The sequence below is a fragment of the Duganella kummerowiae genome (assembly GCF_053572355.1).
Genome location: NZ_JBKFEH010000026.1, coordinates 1 through 21,107 on the forward strand (window position 1 = coordinate 1; position 21,107 = coordinate 21,107).

The following is a 21,107-nucleotide window of genomic DNA, read 5'->3' on the forward strand; positions in this document are numbered from 1 at the left end:
GAACACCGCCTGGCGCCACCTCGTCATCCACAAACCAACGGCATGGTCGAGCGCTTCAATGGCCGTATCAACGAGCTTCTTCAGCAAACCCGCTTCGACAGCCAGGCCGAGCTGGAGACGACGCTGAGAAATTACCTCAAGCTGTACAACCATCACATTCCCCAGCGCGCCATCGGTTCAAAAACGCCGATTCAGGCCCTCAAGGAATGGCAGCAACAAAAGCCCGACCTATTTGTAAAACGGGTTTATGAACAGACGGGACTTGACACTTAGCGGACCAGCTCTCAGAAGACAACGCTCTTCGAAGTTTCGACAAGAAAATTGACTTGGTTGCCCAGCGGTCTGGATGGACACGCGACAAAGGCTACAGGGTCTTCGCCATTGCAAATTTCCTTGGCTATCTGGCGCTCGACCACGCGTATGAAATTCTCCCGGAGCGACCTCTCCATCTGCAGAGAAAATGACCTTATAGAGTGCTGTCTCAACGAAATGAAGGGAGCAGTAATGGCCGTGCACGAAAATCTTGTTATTGTCCAAAATAGCAATCTGTCGCTTGTAGAAGGACGGGGGCGCGAACGCATTTATCGAGTACTCGCTTACAGCGAATCACATGTCTGCTTGCATGAGTTGGGTATCGTCACGCTTACGAAGAGCGGCATACACCCGATTAGGTCATTTGCGCCGAATCCACCACCAAAAGGAATCCGGAGCCGTCTGGTCTGGCACAGGACTGAGGTAGAAAAACGTCTCGCGGAGGGCACACTCGTTCGCGTGGCGGAGCATGGCATTCCAGTGCAAATGGTTCAACAGGAACGTCCATCTGGCGTCGATGTGAAATTGGATTTGCGACGGCATGTGGTTGCGCATATTCAGGGTCACGGCGGCGAAGATGTGCTCGGGCACCCTGGAGCCTACGCACGACTTATTCGAACTGCTGCCGAGAGATTCAATGTATCCGCCAACTCGGCCCGCAAATGGTTTGAATCGCACCTCTTCTATGGCGGGCATGTAAACGCTTTGATAGACCAAGACTGGAGGAAAGGTGCACCGGGTGTCACCCGGCGAGACCTACGAGATGAACGCGGCCGTCCGGTGGCGCTGGGACGGAGAACCGATAGCGAAATTACGGGACAAAAGGGTGCCCATGCCAGAAAGCGCCTGACATCACAAATGCTCGCTAAATACTCATGTTTTTTAAAAGTGCAGGCTATAGATAGCAATGACCCTTTCCCAATCGTTTATCGCCGATGGGTGGAAAGCCGCGTGGCGTTCAACCGAGATAGCGATGGTAATCTGCGCACCTACCCTGTTGACCCAAAGACGCTTCCCGGCGAGGACAACATGAAAAGGGTTGGGCGTGCTTTGTTAAGGAAGTATCGCGCGGAGCGGGATGCGTTGCGGCGGTCCAAGCCGGGGAAGAACGGGGGCAGCGCGCAGGATATCGTCCATGACCAGTTACCGATTCTCGACATTGATGGAACCGTTGCATCGAACTTCGTCCTTTTTGGCGACGAGCAGATAGAAATTGACGGGCAGGGAAAGCCAACCGTTCTACTGGCAGTCGACCGAGGCAGTTTGGCCATCGTCGGATGGCATGTAAGCTTAGGTGCCGAGAACGGTGATTCGTATCTAAACTGCGTGTTTTCGGCTTGCACTTCTAAAGTGCGGGAGCTCCACAGATGGGAGGTTCCTCATCTCAAAGGTTTCGTTTTTGGCTGCACTAGCGCAGTTTTTATCGACCGCGGGCCCGGAATATCTATGAAAACTCAATCGTCGCTGGTCGGGAGGTTTAGGACCGCGGCCAAGATGGCGGAGCCTGGTAGCCCACAGTCCAAGGGACACGCTGAACAGGTAATGAGATATTTTCAAGAAGCGCTGACTCACCTATCGGGCTCGACATTTACCACTGGCAACCCCAACGAGGATAGGGTTCGGCAGAAGCATGCTCGGAAAGGTGCGGTTACTTTAAAGGTGTTTATGCAGGCCCTGCTAACGGCAATAAGTCGGCGTAATCTCGAGAGCGATGCTCGGCACCTTTTGACTACAGACATGATGAAAAATCGTGTTCTCCCCTGTCCTGCCGAAATCTATCGCTACAACAAGGCACGTAGACGCGGCGACGCGGCTTGGGATTGGGCTTCGGAGGATGTGTTTAGGAAATTGTGCGTTTCACACGAACTCAAGGCACCTCGGGGAGTAGTATCGATGAATCAGCGAAAGTTTTCATCACGCGAACTGGCGCTCTTTGCCAAGGCGCATGCGGCGCTGCATAACGATGAAAGCGTCAAAATCACTATCTACGAAATCCCTAATGCGCCTTTTGTTTTGCTGTGGGAGCTTCCTGGGCACGGCCTTGGCCTGCTGGAGGCAACCCCATCTACGAGGAAGCTGTTTGAAGACGGTCTTGAATTTTCAATAGAGTACCAAAATAATTTGCGTAACCACCTTTTTGCAGAAGCAAAACTTGTAGCACTTAAACACGCACAGGCAGCTGCTAGCGCAGCGAGGAAAATGCCTATGGCGCAGGTCTCGAAGGCTCAACAAGCGAAGATTGACTTAGTGGAAAGTCGCGCTGTTCCGGCCGCGTTACCCGGCGAAGGGGCGGCGAGTGCCAGAACGCAAGCGCGGCGCCATTTGGAACGCAGCGACGTCGACTCAATGGTATCTGGCTTGCAGCTAACCCAGCCTGTGCAAATGGAATCGCATGATGCGGTCGAGCATCTTGACCAACTGCGCTGTTCGATTAATGACGAACAAGATTTGATGCTAGACATATAGCGAAGCTGGTCTCTGCCATTCGAAGGCCATTCGTTCTCGTACTAAGAAGTATCACTGCAAGCGAGCCTCGAGAGCGGCGCTGCACCGCCTCGGCTAAGATTGCTAAGTGCAAAATGCCATATTAATTGGCGATAATTCTGTAAATTAGCTAATATATTTGGCATGCCCAAAGCCACCCTTCCTATGTTCCCCGCAGCGCTGAGGCAACTTTCCGACCTCGGGGAGCGGCTACGGTTGGCACGGCGCCGCCGTGAGATTACTGCAGGATTATTTGCTGAGCGCATGGGTGTGTCTCGCGAAACTCTGAGGCGCTTGGAAAAAGGAGACCCAACAATCGCGATGGGTACGTACCTTCGCGCACTGCGGGTGCTGGGTCTTGATAATGACGTTAACGCTATAGCTCGCGATGACGTATTGGGACGGAAGCTACAAGACATAGAACTTCTCAAACCGAAGAGAAAGAAGTCTAAGGGCGAGCTGACCTGACGGCGAAAAATGCGGGCTCGTATTGGGCGTTGCTACAAGCTAGTCATCGCAGTCCGAAGCGGGCATGTGCCAAAACTTGTCGACCGAAATCGCATCGCTAGGCTGATTTTGCTTATGTTGTCGCGTCGCTTACTCGTCTGATTTCAGACTGAAGCTCTCCCGTCGGAATCGGGCCGCAAACGAAGAGAGCTGGGCAATTCGGGCATGTGAACGACGATGTTTTCGCGGGAAACTGGCCACCCCGAATAGCCCCTAAATTGCTCTGAATAGTGCCACGACGATTGTCCATTTTCGTTGCGGTGAGGGTGATGGTCTTCGACTGCTTATCAGCCAAATAGACCAATTCCACAGTGGCTCGCGGGAAGGCTTGTGCTGTAGCGGCTAGAAAGGCTGCGGCACCGATGCTGTCTTCATTTCCTGAGCGACTATGGCCCGTCATGATTCTTCGCACCTTTACGGTGCCGTCCTTTCCCACGAGGACGTCGTCGGGAGTGACGATAATCTCCTCAGTGCCGAACGTCACGCGAAGGGCTTTTGGTTCCTCTGGCGTGTAGCCGGCACGCGATTCGAAGAAGAAACGAATCATTGCCGTCGCAAATTCATGGTAGTGAACAAAGTAGCCATGATTGCCCAGCCCTTCGTCTTGAAGCGCCTGTCCCATGTCTGCAGCTAGTTCCTCACCGCTCGACGAAATTTCCCCTGTAACCATCTTCTTGAAGACGGTGCGAACGGCGTCGTGCATTTGCATGAACGGGGTTGCGATTCGACGGCCACCGGTCTGCAAAACATGTGTATAAAGAAACCGACGTGGGCATCGGTCAAAAAGGTCCATCTGGGACACGGTTAGCTGAAGGGGGCCATTCAGGTCAAGAACGATTGGCTTGTCGCAAGAAGTAGGTGGAAGTGCTTGCGAGGGCACGACTGTACTCCGGGATAATCCCGCACCAAGGCGCGTCAGGAAGTTATCAGACAGCTTGCGATTCCGATTTGCCCTGTCCTTTGTGCAGGCGTATAGCACGAGCCGGTCTTTCGCTCTTGATAGAGCCACGTAGAACATACACTCCTGCTCTTCAACACGGCTCTGCTCAAGGTAGTCGGCGATTGTTCCAAAGGCTCCGTGAATCATGCCGCCAGGTGAAGGGCATGATGGTGCTGCTCGCCGTCTTCCTGGAATGGTGTCCTCATTTAGTCCGGGAATATGGACAGCGCGAAATTCTAGTCCTTTAGCACCATGAATGGTCATAAGGCGCACTGCATCGATACCCTGTGCCGCTGCCGGCAACTGGCGGAGGTCTTTGTCGTCGCTAAGGCGCAGTAGCCGTCGAATACGCTCAAGCAGACGAGATATGCGCAGCCCCGAACCGGCAGGTTGCGATTTGACGAAGTTCATGAACTGCCAAATGGCAATCCCTTCGGCTCGCGATGCGATGGACGTAGCGCGAGCAATATCCGCAGCTAGCTGGGTTCTATCAAGAAGAATGGTAGCCATTACATTCCATGGCGAATCTGTCGCGTCCAATCCCACGAATACAGCCTGCAGCTTCGCAAGTGAATCCACCCCGGCGTGGCTCAGGTCGGGAATGATATCCTTGTCTTCTAAGAACTGGAGAGGTATCGCTTCGTTCCGCCGTAAGTATCCAAGCACAGTGGCCACGTCCTGAATGCCCATCTGAAAAGCCGGCAGGCATGCCAGTCTAACAAGGCCCATTGCCCGCGAGTCCACCAGTAGGGAAAGAAACGAGAGCAAATTCTTGATTTCCGGGCGCTCAAACAGGCTCCCAAGGAAAAGCACAGGCACGCCTAGCATCTCAAGATGGCGTGCGAGCTCGGCGAGTTTCTCATTTCCGGTGCAGAGCACTACTTGGTCCCGGTAGCTGACCCCTAACTTATTCAACTCTTCGATGCACTCTGCGATTGCGACAGTCTGCTCGTCAGCCCCAGGTGTTATTCTGAGTTGCGGTGGTAAGCCTGCGTCCTGCCTAAAGGCTTTTAACTTGCTAGCAGCACCGCCAGTGTGCATCTCACGGGCGAAATTGGAGTACGCCTCTACAATCGGTTCCAGAGACCGATAGTTGCATTCGAGTTGCTTACGCTGGGCCCCAGGAAAATCCTCATTACCGAATCGAGAAACATTGAACGATGAAGCCCCGCGGAAGCGGTAAATCGACTGCTTCGCGTCACCTACCACCCACAGGTTCTGCCCTGTAGGGTTCAATGCTTGCAACAGCCGCACACTGCTTCGGTTTACGTCTTGGTATTCATCGACGAGGAAATGGTCATATCCAGCGGCTAAGTGCCCTCGCGTTTCTGCATTCCCTTCTAGCAGCTTGACCGGCAAGTACACTAAGTCACCAAAGTCGACGCAATTGCGTTCGCGCTTCAGCTTCTCGTAGGTCGCGTAAACCCGAGCCACTTCCAGCGCTTTTTCTGCAGCCGTTACTTCGTCTTCATTCGTGGCAATGCTTCTCATCTGCGTCGCGAGCCGCTCGTAGTCTTCAGGCCCTACAACTTCATCTTTGGCTCGCGAAATGGCATTCAGCATTTCAGTGATGACCTGAGTCGGGTCGTATAGGTCGCGATAATGCCGAAGGTTCAATTTTGCAAACTCATACTCAAGAAGCTCTACTGCTTCCGTTCGGTCAAGCATTCGGGGTTCTTTGGGCATTCCAAGCGCCTGATGAAACCGACGAACCATATCTAGGCCGAATGCGTGGAAAGTGCCAACCCAAAGGGCCGCAGCAGCCTGTGGCTGTCTTTTTGCGATGCGCTCGGCCATCTCGCCGGCAGCCTTGTTCGAGAACGTGAGCAGCAGAATGCGACGGGGGTCAACTCCCTCGGTTAGCAGCCCTTCGACGCGCGAAACCAATGTCTGCGTTTTTCCCGTACCTGGGCCTGCTCCGAGGAGGTATGGCACTCCACGGTGGTTGGCTGCAGCCTTCTGGCGCTCATTGAGTTGATGCTCTCGGCTCTCGTTTTCAACTAGAACAGTAGGTGGCAGGAGCAGTGCGTCGAGCAGCTGCTGGGCAACCACCTCGTAGGGAGCGCTAAGTTTTGTTGCAATGGCGGCGGCCGTCATTCCGGATTCGACGTGGAGCTTGCGAATATATTGTCGGGGAAGCAGAAATTCCCTCGCAAACAGGTCCATCTGGATTTCGCGCCTTTGCTTGCGGCTGTAGTCGACTACACGGTCTTCGCCCACAGGCGATGGCTCTGAACTGCGGGCGAAGTCCATTTCATGCACTGACGTGGAGGCATTTGCATCGCCAAGCAGTGCATGGCCCAACTCATGGGCAACTAACAACGCTTGCACGAATGAAGAACCCCTCTTCTCGTGAAGAATCAGTACTGCATCAGGCAGAAATTTCGCCCGCCCGCCGTCCAGCATATTCGCACCAGGTGTGACGCCTTCGACGTCATATCCATGGTGGTGGGCCTCAGCAACAGCGAATTCGTAGGCCGCCCAAGGGTCACCCCCCCGTTGGACCGCTTCATTGTGCAATTCGGCTGCCCGTTGACGAGCGAGTTCTGCGGCATCCATGTCAGATGTCCTCTCGCATCAGTTCTGCGATTTCCAATTCTGTCATAGAGGCATCTCTGATGAGCTGCTCAAAAGAGACTTTCTTGGGGACCTCGGGCGCCCGGTCGGACTTGTGCTGTGCGCTTGCGAAGCGAACTGGTGCAGAGAGCGCGAGCGTTATCGTTTCGAACGTGGCCCCCATTTCCATTGCAAGTTTCTGAAGAAACCGCTTCGGTATCGTCTCGACCAGCGCACGGTGTTCAGTCAGTGCGGTTAAAACACTTCGACGAATACCCAATCGCGTAGCCAACTCTCTTTGTCGAGGTGCTGGAAGTGAGTTCAGTGCATCCGAGGTTTGATAGGCTTGCTTGATGGCTGCCGAGGCCCGTTCAACCGCAACTGTTCCTCGGATGGCTAGGTCGTTAGGGGCAAAACCTACCTCCTGCAGTAGCTCGTCCAATTCATCATCAGGTGCGCCCATTATTAGAGCAATCTGTGCATCCAGGAACCGCTGGTCCTGGGGTTTTTTAGTGTTCATGGTTCACTCCTAGTATTCGAGCTTCTTCGCTGCGCGCATCAAAACCTTCCACGCATTACGGTAGTCAGCTTCTTTTACGTCCAGTGCCAGGCGGATTTCTTCATGGGTCTCGAATGGCTGTTTGCTGATGGCATCGAGAATCTTCGCTTCTAGCGTGCGATACTCGTACTGTGCTTTCAAGATGGTAAGCAGACTCTGTTCATTAGCCTCTAACTCTTGTGCCTCCAAGTGTTCTAAGGGTGTATTGGAGTCAGTTGCAACCTCTTCCAGGTTAAGCGCGCCGTCGCTCTCCTTCCCCAATGCAAACTCGTACTCCATAACCACCATATTGTCTTCCGTGGACTTCGTCTTCTCGAGGCTGGAAGACCAACTTTTCATTACCCCAATGACCAAACCGGGGAAGTCGACGCGGTTTTTTGGCCACATCCGCTTGCCAATGCCAATCCGTTCGAGAGCCTCCTGGAAAAGGTCCTCAGGCTGGTACTGGCGCTTTAACTGCGGCTTGCTTTGAAGAATCAGTGCGGCGATTGCAACGAGCCGCTTCATCATGGACACGTCGCGATACAGGCTCATGATTGCCTGTTGCACTTCAGCGTTGTTCGCCAGCTCATCGTCCGAGCGGCGGGAAATCTCGCCGTCTTCTGTTTTCTCGTCACCGTCATCTATTCGCACTGTGCTTCCTTTCAATGCTCTATTTAGATAGGGGTTTGCCATCTCCTAGAGAATTTACTCTAAATTTGTTTAGTCGTGGCAAGTATGGAGCCAAACAGAGCATTGATAGGTATGGGGGCTGTTCCCCCGATAAAGGAATCCATATGAAATCCAACCACAAAACTGTCGTGCTCCTGGCCGACAACGAAACCCTGAACTTCCGCAACCTTGAAGTGCCGTACAACCCCACCGGCGCTCAGATTCTGGAAGCTGCCAATGCGACCGAGACAGACGCGCTGCTCCTGCAACGACTGCCCAACGGCGACTTGGAGAGCATCCGTATGTCCGAGTCTCCGGATTTGAACGTTAGCGCCGAATTCATTCTCAGCTTTGGTGACCGGTCGTATTCTATGTTCGTCAACGACGCCGAGATGGTATGGGCTGCACGCCATATCTCCGGCGCGACCTTGCGCAAGCTGGCTCAAGTTCCCGAATCCCAGGACATCCTTCTGCTGCGTTCTAGCGATGACCCGCAAGTGGTGGAGGCCGGTGCCGTGGTCGACCTTGGCCACCCCGGCGTGGAGAAGTTCATCACCCGGGGAAAAGCTTGGAAGTTGCGGGTCCAAGGAGTCACTTTGGAATACCACATGTCGCACGTAAAAGTCGGCGACGCCATGAAACGCGCCGGTTTCGACCCGACCAAGGCCTGGGATATCTTCCTGCTCGTTGCAGGTCAGCCGAAGAAAAAGGTCGATATCAACTTCGAAGTGGACCTCAATACCCCCGGTATTGAGCGCATCCGTCTGATGCAGCGTAACGTCGATAACGGCGATATGTCCGCGTCCAATCTGCGCCGGGAATTTAACCTTCTCGCTGTTGACGAGACGCACTTAGACGCGACAGGGCTGAAGTGGGAAGCCGTTACGTCCGATGGGCGTCGTTGGCTCCTTATCCACGACTATCCACTGCTGCCGGGATACGTCCCAACCGCGGTTAAGCTGGCCTTGGACATACCCAAAGACTACCCGCAAGCGCAAATTGATATGTTCTACTTTGACCCAGCTGTAGCTCGCTGCGACGGCGCTGCGATTCCGAGCACGCAGGTGACGGCGGTCATTGATGGGATTCAGTTCCAAGGCTGGTCGCGGCATCGCAATGGCGCACACCCTTGGGACCCTTTCACGGACAACGTAGCTACCCACCTCGCCCTTGTCGAGCACTCACTGGCCCGGGAGTTTGGCGAATGATTCCCAAGTGCACCCTTACGATGACGCAACGGGAGCATCAGCAGTTGAGCCAGCATCTCTTTCCTGGCGATAAGAAAGAGGCTGCTGCAGTACTCGTTTGCACCCGCGTCTCAGGTGCGCGCCAGCGGCTGCTCGTCCAGCATGTCATTCCTGTGCCTTACACGGCCTGCAGCCAGCGCGATGCTGCGTACATCAGTTGGCCCTCGGAGTACATTGAACAAGGCATTGACTTGGCTGTACGGAGGAAGCTGACGCTCATCCTTATTCATTCACACCCCAACGGTACGCCTCAATTTTCACCCACGGATGACCGCAGCGACCAGGAAATTATCCCCTGCATCTTCGCTGCAGGCGGCAGCCTTCATGGAACGGCAGTTATGCTGCCCAACGGCTTCATCTTCGGCCGAGTCTACACCCCAGAAATGGACGTCTCGCCAATCGACCTTGTCAGCGTGGTCGGCATGGACTTGCAGTTCTTCTGGGCGAACGACCATACCCGCATCAAAGCACGCCCTATGGCATTCTCGAGTGGAATGACTGCGGAACTCGCTAACCTTACCGCCTGCATTGTTGGCGTCTCGGGAACGGGCTCCATCGTCGCTGAGCAGGTATGCCGGCTTGGGTTCGGGCGTGTTATTCTCATTGAGTTCGACAAAGTTGAGGAAAAGAACCTGAACCGCATCTTGAATACCGTCAAGACGGATGCCGACAGGAATGTGCCGAAGGTGAGGGTTTTTTCGAACCGTGCAAACCAGTACCGGGCCGAACCATATGTATATCCAGTGGACGCCAATCTGCTTTCACGCAAGGCGATTCTTGCTGCGGCCGAGGCTGATGTGCTGTTTTCCTGTGTCGATAAGCTACGTGCGCGCAGCGTCGCAGACCTCATGGCACAGGCATTTCTGCTTCCCTTGTTCGATGTCGGAGTGGGAATCTCCACGCGCCGTACAGCAAACGGTGAAGTTGTCGTCGATGAGGTCACCGGCCGCATTGACTATGTTCATCCCAATGGCAGCAGCTTGTTCGCGCGCGGCGTGTATTCCGCTGCGACTTTGCAGGCCGAGGCGCTATCCGAATCTGACCCGGAAGCACATGCAGACCAGATTCGCCGAGGGTATATCGACGGCGTTCCTGAACAAGCACCGGCTGTCATCAGTTTGAACATGCGCGCGGCCAGTGCCTGCGTCATGGAGTTCATTGCCCGTGCATACCCATTTAGGCAGGAGTGCAATAGTCGGTATGCCCGCACGCGATTCATGTTGGCTGAAGGCATTGAGGAATTTACGGCGGAAGAGGAATTTGCCGCTCGAGCTTCGCCAATTGTCGCGCGCGGGGACGAAGAGCCACTGCTCGGTCTACCCACATTGGTTGACGAAGGGGGCAGCCAATGAGGTGGCCGATGTGGGTTCTGGGCATCTGTGAGAAATTTCTGCCGCCCCGAAAGCTAGAAATTTTCGTAGGTGAGGCTCTCCCGAGTACGCTCCCCTGGCGTAATCTGGTACTCCTCCGGGATGCAGGCGAAGATTGGAGCATTGGGATGCGATGTCCCTGTGGGTGTGGTCAGGCAATTGAACTTGCTCTTATTCGAGAAGCCAAGCCTCGCTGGAATCTGTACGCAGAGCAAAGTTCCCCGCCCACGCTCTCGCCCTCAGTCTGGTTAAGAGAGGGATGCCGCTCTCACTTCTTCGTACGACGGGGGCGTGTCGAGTGGGTTAGAAAGACGGAGAATCCTCGCGGGCCGCGTTAGCTCTTGGCAGGGACGAGGGGGCACACCATGGACTGCTCGGAAACCTCGACGCACGCAGCGTCGGTTTGCGTCTCTAGCCCCTCGAGCGGAGCACTGCCAAAAGGCAAACTGGTATCGCTAGCGCGTGCAGAGCGCAGCCTACAAAAATTGTCCGATACCTGCTCACAGCGCAATGTCGCCACTTCAGTTACGCTCGGACGTGTTTCCAAGGCTCATGCTGACTGGAGCGTCAAGGCATCTTTCGCGAAGGCGGTTCATAATCCATTGCTGCTCGGCTTCAGTGAACTTCCACTTCCCTTCCGCAGCCTTGTTTATCAGTGCAAGGCGAATCCGTTCTAGGTTCCTTTCAGCCGTCCACTCCGGGTACTCTGTTTTCTTACGATTGAAATACTTGAGCAGCTGGTTGACGATGTCGTCAGCGATTTCAAATCGATGCAGAATGTCTTCAGGGGACCGTCTCGGGCTCACGTAAGTCCCGTTTTCGCCTCTACACAGGAGCAGTTTCGGCTGCGACCCGCTAATGGCGCCAGGGTTTGGGCTGGTCGGGAAATCCGGATGTATCTCGTGCATGGCTTTTTTCGGGAGGTCAGACATTGGTGTTCTTTCCGTTGTTGGACCTGCTTAACAAATAAGACTGACCACACGTAGCTACGCCCCGTCAGCGCGACAACAACCGTGGGAGCGCAGCACCAATTCGCACCGCCCACACTGGTAAGGAGGCTAGGTCAGCCTTGGTCATTTACACCGTACCAGACGGCTTTATTACGGGTCAACAAACACAAGCCCGCGTTGGCAAATTAGGATTTTTGAGGTACACGGACCGTTGTTTAAAGTCCGCAATGGCGAGCGCCTGCTGGTCAGAATGTGACGTGCAGATTTCAGAACTTCTCGGCTACAGCGCAGGTAGAGCATTCTTGAATCGGCTCGTGGCAACGGCAGCCTAATCGCCCACGTCATTTAACGCGTGTCGTCCTACTTGGCAAATTATCTTCAAATCGATTCCGACTGCTCTCATTTAGAAAAATGGTCGCGCGACGCTAAGTATCCAGGCGCCAGCACTGCATTCTCGACACCGTGCAGTGCCAGAGGGTCGCGTAGCCACAAAGGAAATTCGAGTGCTGGTAGGCTATGCGACGGCGAACAGTCGACCCTCCAAAGCTGGAGCAGGTATCCCAAATTGGTGGCTCGAGCACGAACTTTCAATACGCCCTCAATCATTGGATAGTCGCGCTGCACAACCTCAGGGCGCGGATGCTCAGGGTGCACAACTAGCTCTAGCTGCACTATGCGACTCCATTGAACATCGCGCTCCGGCGTCTCTTCACGACCGGCGAATGAGTCCTCGAGAATCTCTGGCGCCTCCATCCGCGTTAAGACGAAATCCCGAAAATCCGCAGACTTCCTATCGTATGCCCTTACGTGCCAGCGTACGCCATTGCTCACTAGGCCGAATGGAACAATCTCGCGCCTTCCCGTGCCGCTACTTACGGAGTGATACGTGATTCGGATGGCTCTTTCTCGATGAATTGCACGAGTTACGGCCGCTAGAGTACCCATGTCTGGCTGGTTAAGTGAGAAAGGCACCTCGCACCTGATGAGGGCACCCCCCACCTCCACTCCTTCGCCAAATCCTTTTGAAAGTGCGGTGAGCGCGCGTTGCGGTTCGTGTTCGAACAGTGGCTCGAACTGTGGTCTCAGGAGATAGACCTTGGTTGATGCATCCAAGTCCAGGTTATTCGGCGCTATTTGCCTGTACATCGCAATGTCCCGGGTTGCGCCGGCTGGTCCAATGCCAAAGCGCTCCATCAAGTCGCTTCTTCTCAACTCGCCCAAAAAGAAGAGCCGGAAGTCGATATAAGTTAAACGCTCAAGTTGAGGGCGTGCAATGTCACGCAGGAGGTCGTCTGGCAGTTGGGTTCGATGTTGATGCATTTTACTAGTCTAACACAAACGAGGACGTAAGCACATCATTAAGATTACTTGACATCATCAAAATGATTTAATATTCTGTATTCACCTTAACCTTCGGTATCGGAGAATGACATGGCAAAAAACAACCCGCCCCGCGACGGTCAACGTATCGGCGCAGTGAAGAACAGGAGCCAAACGCAGACGCCTTCCGGCAACTGGGTCAAGCGGGATGCTGGTACCGGTCGCTTCCTCGATGTGAAGACGTCCGACAAGACACCCTTCAAAGGTGTTCGCAAGGAAAAATAAGGAGTCCAGACGAGACAGCTTCAAGCGCGCCGCCGGTATAAAAACGAGGTGGTCCACCTCCATGTCCACCTAAATGCCCATGAACGACATCGTCTCCCACCTGCACGTTAAACAACTCGACACCCAGATGGCCGGCCCTGCGGCGGGGCTACTGGACCTCTCCCGGCAACAGCGCAACCTGCTGCTGCTGCGTCCGCTATTCGCACTCGAGTTGAATAAGCAGCGAATCGGTGAAGAGACCAAGCTGTTCCAAGAAATCGACACGCACTACCTGGTACTGAGCGCGCTTGACCAAATGATGGAAGGCACGACGGTTTCGACGGGCTGTTCGAGCGACGAGGTGCTGGAACACATTGCGATGGCCGCAGCCACGATGAAGCCAGGATTGTCCAAGGCCGAACTGGCAAAGGTCGCAGATTCGGTCCTCGCAACCCTCGACAACAAAGCCGACGGTTACCGGGAATTTTCCTACGAATTCTACGACGCGGCTCGCCGGACCACGGCCACGTTCCGCTTTCGGCTTGTCACTTACGAGCCCGATTTCGAAGATGTTTATCGTTACCGCCCCACTTCCGAGGGCTACCTGGTCTACTTGGGCATGCTGGACCTGGCTCCTGAAGACGCGCAGGAGCTGATGGAGAAAATGCTCGACATGTTGGTAAAGCGCGGCCGCTTCGAAGCAGCGTTGGAGATTGCGCGGCGCGCTAGAACCCTGTCCATCGAATTTCGCCAGCTCATCCGCGACCGGCTGCACCAGGCGTACCGGGCGCCCGGTACGGTCAACTGGGCGCGCGACATGGCGCCTCGTCTTGACGGCGCGCGGCAACACGTTCGGCTGCGCCAGAAGGAGGACCAGCGAATGGAGGAAGCTGTTCGCGACGCCCTGCGCCACGCCGAAGAGCCAAAATCGCGTGAAAACCTGGCGCTGCTGCTGAAAACGCTTCAGGGAGCGGGCACCTTACGCAGCCAGCTTGTGGGCGACATCAGCGCTGCAAATGACCGCTTTTTGGAATCGCAAAGGTCCGCCTTTCGCGCGCGTTCCCCGTCCGGGTTGCCGGACCTCGAAACCAGGCTGCTCCCGCAGCTCCTGGAATTGTCCACCGACGAGCTCGCTCAGCAATCGGAATCAGCTCTGGCGGCGGTGTACCCGCCGGTTCCGCCCCGGTTGTATGACCTGAACTCCTTGTTTGCCCTGTTGCTCGAGCGGCGCGGCGATGAAGGTGAGCTGGACGATGACGAAGGGGAAATCACGCCGTTCGTACCGCCGCCGTTTCAGTTTGACGAAAGCACCATCCAGGAGGTCACCAGTTGGCTGAGGACCAAGTTCGCCTCGGAACAATCTTGGCAGTTGGACGAATTACTGATGGAAGCCGATGACGCGGGTTTCGACTGGGCCATGCGCCGTTGCGTGGTACTCATCCTCTATCGCGCCTATTCACATTCCGAGTCGGAATTTCCAAATATGACGGCCGACGCATTGGACGAGTTCATTTCCGACGTCGCTCGAGGCACTAATCTGCGCTTCAGTCCAAAGGAGGGACAGACATGAGTGACATGCAACTGGGGGCACGGCAAGCCGCACGGCTTGTCTACAAGGCTTTACACACGAACTTGGCTCCTGCGAACGACCAGGAATACCGACAGCTCCTGGCTTACTACCGGGCATATCCGAGCTTCGCCGCAGACGTCCAAGACGTCGCGGACAGCTTTGAACTTGTCATCCTGGATATCAGTGAGCGCGGTCTCATCGTCGCGCCCGCTTCGCGTAGCAGTCGATTTGCTATTCGCATGGTCGACATCCGGGTGAATCTGGACGCTGAACAGAAGGCGTGCATGTTGCTCGCCCACATAGCCATCGCCGCGGCCTTCTTCCCGACGACGGACGGGCTGGACTCCGACACCTACACGCCTCCGCCAACCGCGGTCTCGACATTCCGAGACACGCTGTACGCGCTGGCGCGACGGTTGAAAGAATGCAGCACTTTGCCTGCAGAAATTCCGCCAGAACTCGCGCCGGGCTGGGAAGCCATCTGTGCCATGCCGCTTGTGTTCCCGGCCGGGCAGCGCGCTTCCGCCAGTTCGCTGGTGGGCGTCCTCAAAATCAGTCTGAGCAACATGCAGGTACATGGCTTGGTTCGCCAGGACCGCAAAGCTGACGACGATATCTCCGCGGCCTTCACACCCACCCACCGGCTCCGAGTGCAGCTTCGCGAGTTGGCATTGCGACGGTTATTCGATATTGCCCAAGAAGTCGCTCGACCAACTAAAACTTTAGAGGTGTGATATGCAGCGCATTACCCGGATTTACTTAGGCAACTGTGGATATCTCATGGCGTGGTATGACGGCACGGTCCTCGACTTGGTCGACCCCGAAAGCAGGGAACCAACGGACACCATCTTCAACTTGGAAAATGGCGGCGGCAAGACCTCGCTCCTCGCGCTCATCTTTTCCTGCTTCGACACCAGCCTGGACCGCTTCCTGAAGCATCTGCAGAACAAGAACAATCACTTTTCGCAATACTTTTCGCAGGACGGGCTGCTCGGATTTATTCTGGTGGAATGGGAGATGCCTCCGCGTACTGCCGGCGGTGCGCCGTACCGACTGGTGGTCGGCCAAGCTGTTTCCATTCGGCCTGGCGCCGACGCGCCCGAGTGCGACCGGCTCTTCTTTAGCTTTGAAGCCGTGAACGGTTTGACCCTAGAATCGGTCCCCGCACCGAAATTGGCTTCCGCCACAGCCAACACGATGGCGGAGTTCTCGCGCTGGGTTCAAGAGGAGCAGAAGAAGCGCCCCGACGTCTACTTCACGCGTAAGCAGGTCGACTGGCAGCGGCACCTCCGCGACGAACGGCTGATTGACCTCGAGATGCTGCAAATGCAGGTCAATTTTTCGGTTCAGGAAGGCGGGTTCGACACCGGCTTCCTCAACTTCACGAGCGAAAGTGCTTTCCTGCAGAAGTTCTTCCACCTGACGCTGGACGGACAGCGCGCATCCGCCGTGCGCGAGGCGGTGGCCATTGCCTGCGATAAGCTGCGCCGCAAACCGTCGTATCAGGCTAGGCTCGAGGAGCTCGGCAAATTCTCCACCGTGCTAAACACATTCGCCGGCAAGGCGCAGGACTATCACCGCGCAATGGCTGAGCAGAGCGCGCAAGCATTTGACGGGGCCCGCATGGCGCTGGCACTTCAGGAACGCTCTGCCGAGCAACGTAAAAAGCAGCAGCGTGAACTTGGCTACGAAAGTGACCAGCGCGGGCTTGCGGCCAGTGCTGGTGCGGACGTACTGAGCTATTCTGCCCAAGCCGCCAGCATGTCGTCGTTGATGTACTTGCGCACCGCGCACGCTGCCGCAGCGCGCGCGGCCCAAGCCGAAGCCACGCTTGAGACCATCAAAAACGACATCCAGCTCGTGCGCGGCGCCCGAGCATTGTCGGGGGTGCAGGCGCAAGAAGTGCATGTGGAGGAACTCGAGACGCAGGCGAAACTTGCCGGGGAGGGACTGCTGCCGTTCCGAGCTAAGGTCGAATTGCAGGGCGCGCTGCTTCGCACCGCCCTGAAGCACAGCGAGCAGATAGAGCGGAATACGTCCGACAGGATTGCGCGCGAGACAGCCGAGCGGAAGCAAGCTGCCGATGCACATCGAAGGGCCCTGACCGAGGACGACAAGGGTCACAGTGAAACGGCCATCTCGTTGGAGCGTCTTCGCAGTCAGGAAGAGCTCTGCGGCAAGGAACTCAACCGCCATGTGAATGCCGGACGACTTGCCGATAAGCGCCAGTCCGCGCAAGCTGGTCTGGACCGCTGGACGGAATCGCAGGACAATCTGCGGCGCGAGGAAGCAGCCTACCGTGGGCAACAAGTACAGCACGAGGCGCACGCGCAGGACTGGCAGCGCAAAGAGGTTCAACTTGGCGCATACATCGGACGGCTCAGTGGTGAAATCCAGAGCGCCGTAAACTTCCTCGGCGAAGGCGCGGCCGCGCGGGAGGAGCTGGTGCAGCTGCCGGTCGCGCAGCTGGCCATCGAATCAGACACTGTTGACCCCGACTCCCCCGCGCTGCCAGGCGCATTGGACGAGGTAGCCCGCGCGTCTGCGGTTGAGGTATCAATCTGCGACGCTCGCCTGCGGGACTTGCGCACGACCGCCGAAGCCATCGAGGAAACCGGCGTTGCCGGTAGGAGCCCGGATGTCACTCGGGTAGTGGCAGGGCTGCGGGACGCCGGTGTGCGTTCGGCGCGAGCCTTCAACGAGTATCTGGCTGACGCACTGGACGATGCGAGCGCTGCGCGTGCGCTCGTCGTCAGCGACCCCGCCCGGTTCCTCGGCGTTTCTGTCGCGCCAAGCGAGATGGAGAAGGCGCGCGCGGTAAACTTGCAGGCGCAGAGGCTCACGCATCCTGTGGTGGTCTCTCCGATTGCGCTTGCGGCCGCGTCCGCGCCCGCCGTTCGTTTTGTCGTCGCCGCCGATAGTGATGCGGCCTACAACAAACAGGCAGCAGCGGCTTTGGCAAAGACGCTGAGCGAGAGCGTTGCCGATGAAGAGCAACGCCGCAAGGAGTACGATGCTCGACGTACCGATGCGCTCGCGGCGATAGAAAAGCTGGGCGCGTACAAAAAGCGCTTTGGCGATGGCCAATTGGCCGCGATTTTCGCCAAGCAGGCGCAGTTGTCCACCGACCTTGAACTGGCGACCGCGCGCCAGGATGAGGCGAGTGTGAAGGGGCAGGAGGAAGCGGAGTTGGCCAAGCAGTGCCAGGTGAACGCGGACGAGCGTGCACGTGCCGCTATCGCGGCGGCTGGTCATATTGAAGAGCTGCAGCGCTTCCTCAGCGACCACGAAGCCGGCCGTGCCGAGCGCCTCCGTGAAATCGACGAGCTGAGTCTGCAGCTGGAAGAACTGGCAGAACGGCGAGAAGCCGCCCGCGGTGCGATTGAAGAACTCGCTGACCTAACGCTGAAAGAAGGTCGCGTTGCTGCCGAGGCTGACGCCAATGCCGGTACGTTCGTGCGTGAACACGCAGCGGTGGAATTTTACGACAATTCAGTGGCTGCGGCGGAAATGCTTGTGTCCCAGCCGCGGGACCTCGACTTCCTGCGCAGGACCTACCGCGAGGCCCTGTCTGCGTTTCAGGCAAAGGAACAGGACAAGCTTGGGGTGCTGCAGGTGCAACTGCAGGGCGCCCGCGACCTGTGCAGCGAGAAGCGGGCTGAATTTTCCCGGGATTTCAGAGCAATCCCGGAAGAAAAATTATCCACCTATTTGGATGTGGACCATACGGCGCTGCTGGGTGAGCTGGAGGGCACACTCACTCCTGCGCAGCGCGAGTGCATTGAGGCATTGTCCGCACGGCAGACCGCCAAGAATGCATCCGAGGCGTGGCACAAGAAGAATCAGCAGGTGAAGCCGGCGACGCCGGACCTAGAAGCGCTTGATGACGTGCTGCTGGAAGACAAACGCGACGAAGCACTTGAGCTCAGCAAGGTGGCGAGCGAAAGACAGGCGCAAGCGGAGCAGGAAGCCGACCGCGCGTTGAACCTCGCCAAGGAGCTGGGTGAAAAGGCGACCAACGACGCCCGCTGGGCCGACATGCTGTTGAACCTGACTAAGCTCGAAGACCCACCACAGCTTGAACTGCTCTCGTTGGAAGTCGCGAAGTTCTCCGGGCAGGAGCCGGTGAACCCCGGCCAACTGCCGCCGGTGGTGCTCGCCGAAGAACCTGGCGAGGACGTCAAGCGTACTATGAACATCTACTCAGCGAAGCAAAAGTCATGCGATACAGCACTGCACCACGCCCGAACTGCTTTCGAGGGATTAGGTAGGGCCGCCGCCGCGCCGGAACTGCAGAAAGTCGAGCCCGAACTAACCTCGGCCATGCTGAGCAATGACTTTTATGCGGCGTGCAGCGACGCAGCGCGACTGCTTGAAAACTTGACCGACCGCATTCAGACCACTCAAGACAACGTGGACAAGATGCAGGCGGACTTCGATGCCTGTGTCGAGGAGCTGCTTGTCTTATCGCGCGTGGCTATCAGCCTACTGCACTCCGCAGTTGATAAGCGCGTGCCGGCGGCAGCTCCCTACGTGGCAGGTAAGCAGGTCCTGAAAATGCGGGCCAATTTTACTGGCATCAACGCTGATACCCGGCGGCAAGCGTTGACGCACTACTTGGATGGGCTTATCCAGAATCAGGTGGTGCCGGCGAAAGGCTCGGACTTGGTGGCCGAGGCGCTGCTCCGCATGTGTGGGGGCCAGTCGTTGGGGATTCAGGTGCTGCGCATGGTCGTCGACGAGAACCAGCAATACACCCCGGTGGACAAGATTTCCAACTCTGGCGGCGAAGCGGTGGTGATGGCGATGTTCCTGTACGTTGTGATTGCCCAGCTGCGCGCCGAGACCCAGGCGAAGCTGCACAAACTGGCGGGAGGGCCGCTCATCCTGGACAACCCGTTTGCCAAGGCCACGTCGCCGACCATGTGGAAGGCGCAGCGGCTGCTCGCCCAAGCGATGGGCGTTCAGCTGGTCTTTGCGACCGCCATCCAGGACTACAACACGTTGGGTGAGTTCTCTTCCTTCGTGCGCTTACGCCGTGCCGGCCAGAACAGCAAGAGCGGCCGCTGGCATCTTGAATGCGTGCGCTACAGGCTCAATGAAGAGCCGGCCGTCGATATCGAAAGTGCGGAGTCGGCATGATAGCGCCAGAATTTGTTGGGCGGCTTACTGAGTTGCCGAGGAAGCGCGTTGCACTCGCGCAGCTACGGCAGCTCTACTTCGAGCTCCACCCCGAGGTGCAAAACCATCCCGAGCGCAGCTCCAGGCTGTTGCAGGCGCTTCAATCCTTGGCTGGCGACGGCGTCCTGACGCTGCCAGGACCGGACAGTTGGGAACGCGTCGGGCAGCCGATACTGCCCAAATGGGTCACCCTTGTGCGGGAGTCCAGTTCCGCTCCCGCGCGCGATTTCGCGCGGGTACCGTGGGTGCCGGAACTGGGCTTTTGGACCGAACTCAAATCCAGCCAGTTGGAAGTGGCCTTCGTCATCAACGAATACCTGCTTCGGCACCGGAATTCCTTGTTCCTGGTCCCTATCAAGGAGCGTTCGCTGGAAATCTTCGGGGACGAAAAGCGGCTGGACATAATGCGCTCGTCGAACACGCTGTTCTCCGGCCGCCTGCCGCTTGAGGTGCTGGGCGCCTTTGTGGTTCCCCCACCCCTTCCATATCGACCGGCTGCAGCAAGCGGTAAGCCGGTGCTCGTGGTCGAGAACCACAACAGCTACTGGAGCTTTGGCGAGTGGAACCAGTCCGCACGCCGGTACGCCGCCGTTGTCTATGGGGCGGGCGAGGCGTTTCGCAGCAGCGGCGCCGCGCTGGGCGAGGTCTTACGCGAGGTCGGCGGAACAGGTGCTGTCTACTTGGGAGATTTGGACCCAAAGGGCGTATCCATTCCACTTGATTTCAACAGGGGAACGTGCGGCGACATCAGGGTAGCGCCGGCCACTGAATGGTACGAGTGGCTCTTAGTTAATGGGCGCCGGCGTGACCGGCCCGCCTGTGGCGACCTCATTCCATTGGCGACTCAATGGCTCGGCCGCGAGCTGGGAAAGGCACTGAGCGAGCTCTGGTGTAAAGGTCTATGGATACCTCAAGAAGCGCTGGGATTCAGTAAATTGCGATTCCTGTGATGCCAGCGGATATTGGTGCCTGCGTCGGGACTTCGATAGCGCAGGTGGGTAATGTCCGCGCAATGGAGCAGATGATTGCGTGCTGAGCTGTATTAAAGTCCCTATATTCAACCATCAGTAAGTGCGAATCAGCCGAGACGATAAGGCCATCGATATGACCTTCTTGCAGAAGCTATTGCACTGCTCCTCCATTATCGGGGTTGTCTGCGTTCACGTTAGCCAGTTCCAGAGCAGTGCATTAACGCA

Annotated in this window: 16 protein-coding genes; 11 read left to right on the forward strand and 5 right to left on the reverse strand. The window is 56.6% G+C overall.

All coding sequences use genetic code 11. The features are described 5' to 3' along the window. The 3 genes from ACLB1G_RS27000 to ACLB1G_RS27010 all read left to right on the forward strand — a co-directional run. Window positions 1-273 (forward strand): integrase core domain-containing protein (locus ACLB1G_RS27000; RefSeq protein ID WP_491630367.1); only part of this gene is annotated, 273 nt, incomplete at its 5' end. Window positions 274-504: 231 nt separating this feature from the next. Continuing rightward, window positions 505-2,778, forward strand: a complete 2,274-nt coding sequence (locus ACLB1G_RS27005; RefSeq protein WP_491630368.1) for a TnsB C-terminal domain-containing protein — start codon at window positions 505-507, stop codon at window positions 2,776-2,778. A 162-nt stretch (window positions 2,779-2,940) separates the two neighbouring features. Beyond that, window positions 2,941-3,264 (forward strand): helix-turn-helix domain-containing protein, encoded by a 324-nt coding sequence (locus ACLB1G_RS27010; protein WP_491630369.1) that lies wholly within the window; start codon window positions 2,941-2,943, stop codon window positions 3,262-3,264. A gap of 112 nt (window positions 3,265-3,376) precedes the next feature. Here the strand turns inward: ACLB1G_RS27010 and ACLB1G_RS27015 are convergent, their stop codons facing one another. From ACLB1G_RS27015 to ACLB1G_RS27025, 3 genes are read right to left on the reverse strand one after another with little or no spacing between them, the layout of a single operon-like run. Further along, window positions 3,377-6,802, reverse strand: a complete 3,426-nt coding sequence (locus ACLB1G_RS27015; protein ID WP_491630370.1) for a UvrD-helicase domain-containing protein — start codon at window positions 6,800-6,802, stop codon at window positions 3,377-3,379. A 1-nt stretch (window position 6,803) separates the two neighbouring features. Further along, a complete protein-coding gene (locus ACLB1G_RS27020; protein WP_491630371.1) occupies window positions 6,804-7,319 on the reverse strand; it encodes a hypothetical protein in 516 nt (171 codons plus the stop codon). Window positions 7,320-7,328: 9 nt separating this feature from the next. Beyond that, complete coding sequence (locus ACLB1G_RS27025) at window positions 7,329-8,033, reverse strand: hypothetical protein (protein ID WP_491630372.1); 705 nt, start codon at window positions 8,031-8,033, stop codon at window positions 7,329-7,331. A gap of 101 nt (window positions 8,034-8,134) precedes the next feature. Here ACLB1G_RS27025 and ACLB1G_RS27030 point away from each other — a divergent pair, with 101 nt between their 5' ends. From ACLB1G_RS27030 to ACLB1G_RS27040, 3 genes are read left to right on the forward strand one after another with little or no spacing between them, the layout of a single operon-like run. Beyond that, window positions 8,135-9,217 carry a multiubiquitin domain-containing protein gene (locus ACLB1G_RS27030; RefSeq protein WP_491630373.1) on the forward strand — a complete coding sequence of 361 codons (1,083 nt, stop codon included), beginning with the start codon at window positions 8,135-8,137 and terminating at the stop codon, window positions 9,215-9,217. After that, the gene (locus ACLB1G_RS27035; protein ID WP_491630374.1) at window positions 9,214-10,608 is read left to right on the forward strand and encodes a ThiF family adenylyltransferase; all 1,395 of its coding nucleotides are present in this window, start codon (window positions 9,214-9,216) and stop codon (window positions 10,606-10,608) included. Before ACLB1G_RS27030 ends, ACLB1G_RS27035 begins: the two co-directional genes overlap by 4 nt. A gap of 8 nt (window positions 10,609-10,616) precedes the next feature. Next, window positions 10,617-10,964: a ubiquitination-like system serine protease family protein gene (locus ACLB1G_RS27040; RefSeq protein ID WP_491630375.1), complete on the forward strand. Its 348-nt coding sequence runs from the start codon at window positions 10,617-10,619 to the stop codon at window positions 10,962-10,964. Window positions 10,965-11,147: 183 nt separating this feature from the next. On the opposite strand, the gene ACLB1G_RS27045 is transcribed toward ACLB1G_RS27040, so the two are convergent. Then, window positions 11,148-11,558, reverse strand: coding sequence for a hypothetical protein (locus ACLB1G_RS27045; protein WP_491630376.1), 411 nt, complete (start codon window positions 11,556-11,558; stop codon window positions 11,148-11,150). 417 nt (window positions 11,559-11,975) lie between these two features. After that, entirely contained in the window at window positions 11,976-12,896 is a 921-nt protein-coding gene (locus ACLB1G_RS27050; protein ID WP_491630377.1) for a WYL domain-containing protein, read from the reverse strand. A 111-nt stretch (window positions 12,897-13,007) separates the two neighbouring features. Between ACLB1G_RS27050 and ACLB1G_RS27055 the strand changes: the two genes are divergently transcribed. The 5 genes from ACLB1G_RS27055 (at window position 13,008) to ACLB1G_RS27075 (ending at window position 20,861) form a co-directional block, all read left to right on the forward strand. Next, complete coding sequence (locus ACLB1G_RS27055) at window positions 13,008-13,181, forward strand: hypothetical protein (protein WP_491630378.1); 174 nt, start codon at window positions 13,008-13,010, stop codon at window positions 13,179-13,181. Between the two features lie 79 nt (window positions 13,182-13,260). Beyond that, entirely contained in the window at window positions 13,261-14,730 is a 1,470-nt protein-coding gene (locus ACLB1G_RS27060; protein ID WP_491630379.1) for a hypothetical protein, read from the forward strand. Beyond that, window positions 14,727-15,464, forward strand: a complete 738-nt coding sequence (locus ACLB1G_RS27065) for a hypothetical protein (protein WP_491630380.1) — start codon at window positions 14,727-14,729, stop codon at window positions 15,462-15,464. The genes ACLB1G_RS27060 and ACLB1G_RS27065 overlap by 4 nt, the downstream gene beginning before the upstream one ends. 1 nt (window position 15,465) lies before the next feature. After that, window positions 15,466-19,872, forward strand: coding sequence for a hypothetical protein (locus ACLB1G_RS27070; protein WP_491630381.1), 4,407 nt, complete (start codon window positions 15,466-15,468; stop codon window positions 19,870-19,872). Next, window positions 19,869-20,861 (forward strand): Wadjet anti-phage system protein JetD domain-containing protein, encoded by a 993-nt coding sequence (locus tag ACLB1G_RS27075; protein WP_491630382.1) that lies wholly within the window; start codon window positions 19,869-19,871, stop codon window positions 20,859-20,861. The genes ACLB1G_RS27070 and ACLB1G_RS27075 overlap by 4 nt, the downstream gene beginning before the upstream one ends. The last annotated feature ends 246 nt before the right edge of the window (window positions 20,862-21,107 follow it).

What these genes read in the sequence shown, in the direction of transcription:
- ACLB1G_RS27005 (WP_491630368.1), top strand. Translation starts at nt 505, where the DNA reads ATGGCCGTGCACGAAAATCTTGTTATTGTCCAAAATAGCAATCTGTCG.
- ACLB1G_RS27010 (WP_491630369.1), top strand. Translation starts at nt 2,941, where the DNA reads ATGCCCAAAGCCACCCTTCCTATGTTCCCCGCAGCGCTGAGGCAACTT.
- ACLB1G_RS27015 (WP_491630370.1), bottom strand. Translation starts at nt 6,802, where the DNA reads ATGGATGCCGCAGAACTCGCTCGTCAACGGGCAGCCGAATTGCACAAT.
- ACLB1G_RS27020 (WP_491630371.1), bottom strand. Translation starts at nt 7,319, where the DNA reads ATGAACACTAAAAAACCCCAGGACCAGCGGTTCCTGGATGCACAGATT.
- ACLB1G_RS27025 (WP_491630372.1), bottom strand. Translation starts at nt 8,033, where the DNA reads ATGGCAAACCCCTATCTAAATAGAGCATTGAAAGGAAGCACAGTGCGA.
- ACLB1G_RS27030 (WP_491630373.1), top strand. Translation starts at nt 8,135, where the DNA reads ATGAAATCCAACCACAAAACTGTCGTGCTCCTGGCCGACAACGAAACC.
- ACLB1G_RS27035 (WP_491630374.1), top strand. Translation starts at nt 9,214, where the DNA reads ATGATTCCCAAGTGCACCCTTACGATGACGCAACGGGAGCATCAGCAG.
- ACLB1G_RS27040 (WP_491630375.1), top strand. Translation starts at nt 10,617, where the DNA reads ATGTGGGTTCTGGGCATCTGTGAGAAATTTCTGCCGCCCCGAAAGCTA.
- ACLB1G_RS27045 (WP_491630376.1), bottom strand. Translation starts at nt 11,558, where the DNA reads ATGTCTGACCTCCCGAAAAAAGCCATGCACGAGATACATCCGGATTTC.
- ACLB1G_RS27050 (WP_491630377.1), bottom strand. Translation starts at nt 12,896, where the DNA reads ATGCATCAACATCGAACCCAACTGCCAGACGACCTCCTGCGTGACATT.
- ACLB1G_RS27055 (WP_491630378.1), top strand. Translation starts at nt 13,008, where the DNA reads ATGGCAAAAAACAACCCGCCCCGCGACGGTCAACGTATCGGCGCAGTG.
- ACLB1G_RS27060 (WP_491630379.1), top strand. Translation starts at nt 13,261, where the DNA reads ATGAACGACATCGTCTCCCACCTGCACGTTAAACAACTCGACACCCAG.
- ACLB1G_RS27065 (WP_491630380.1), top strand. Translation starts at nt 14,727, where the DNA reads ATGAGTGACATGCAACTGGGGGCACGGCAAGCCGCACGGCTTGTCTAC.
- ACLB1G_RS27070 (WP_491630381.1), top strand. Translation starts at nt 15,466, where the DNA reads ATGCAGCGCATTACCCGGATTTACTTAGGCAACTGTGGATATCTCATG.
- ACLB1G_RS27075 (WP_491630382.1), top strand. Translation starts at nt 19,869, where the DNA reads ATGATAGCGCCAGAATTTGTTGGGCGGCTTACTGAGTTGCCGAGGAAG.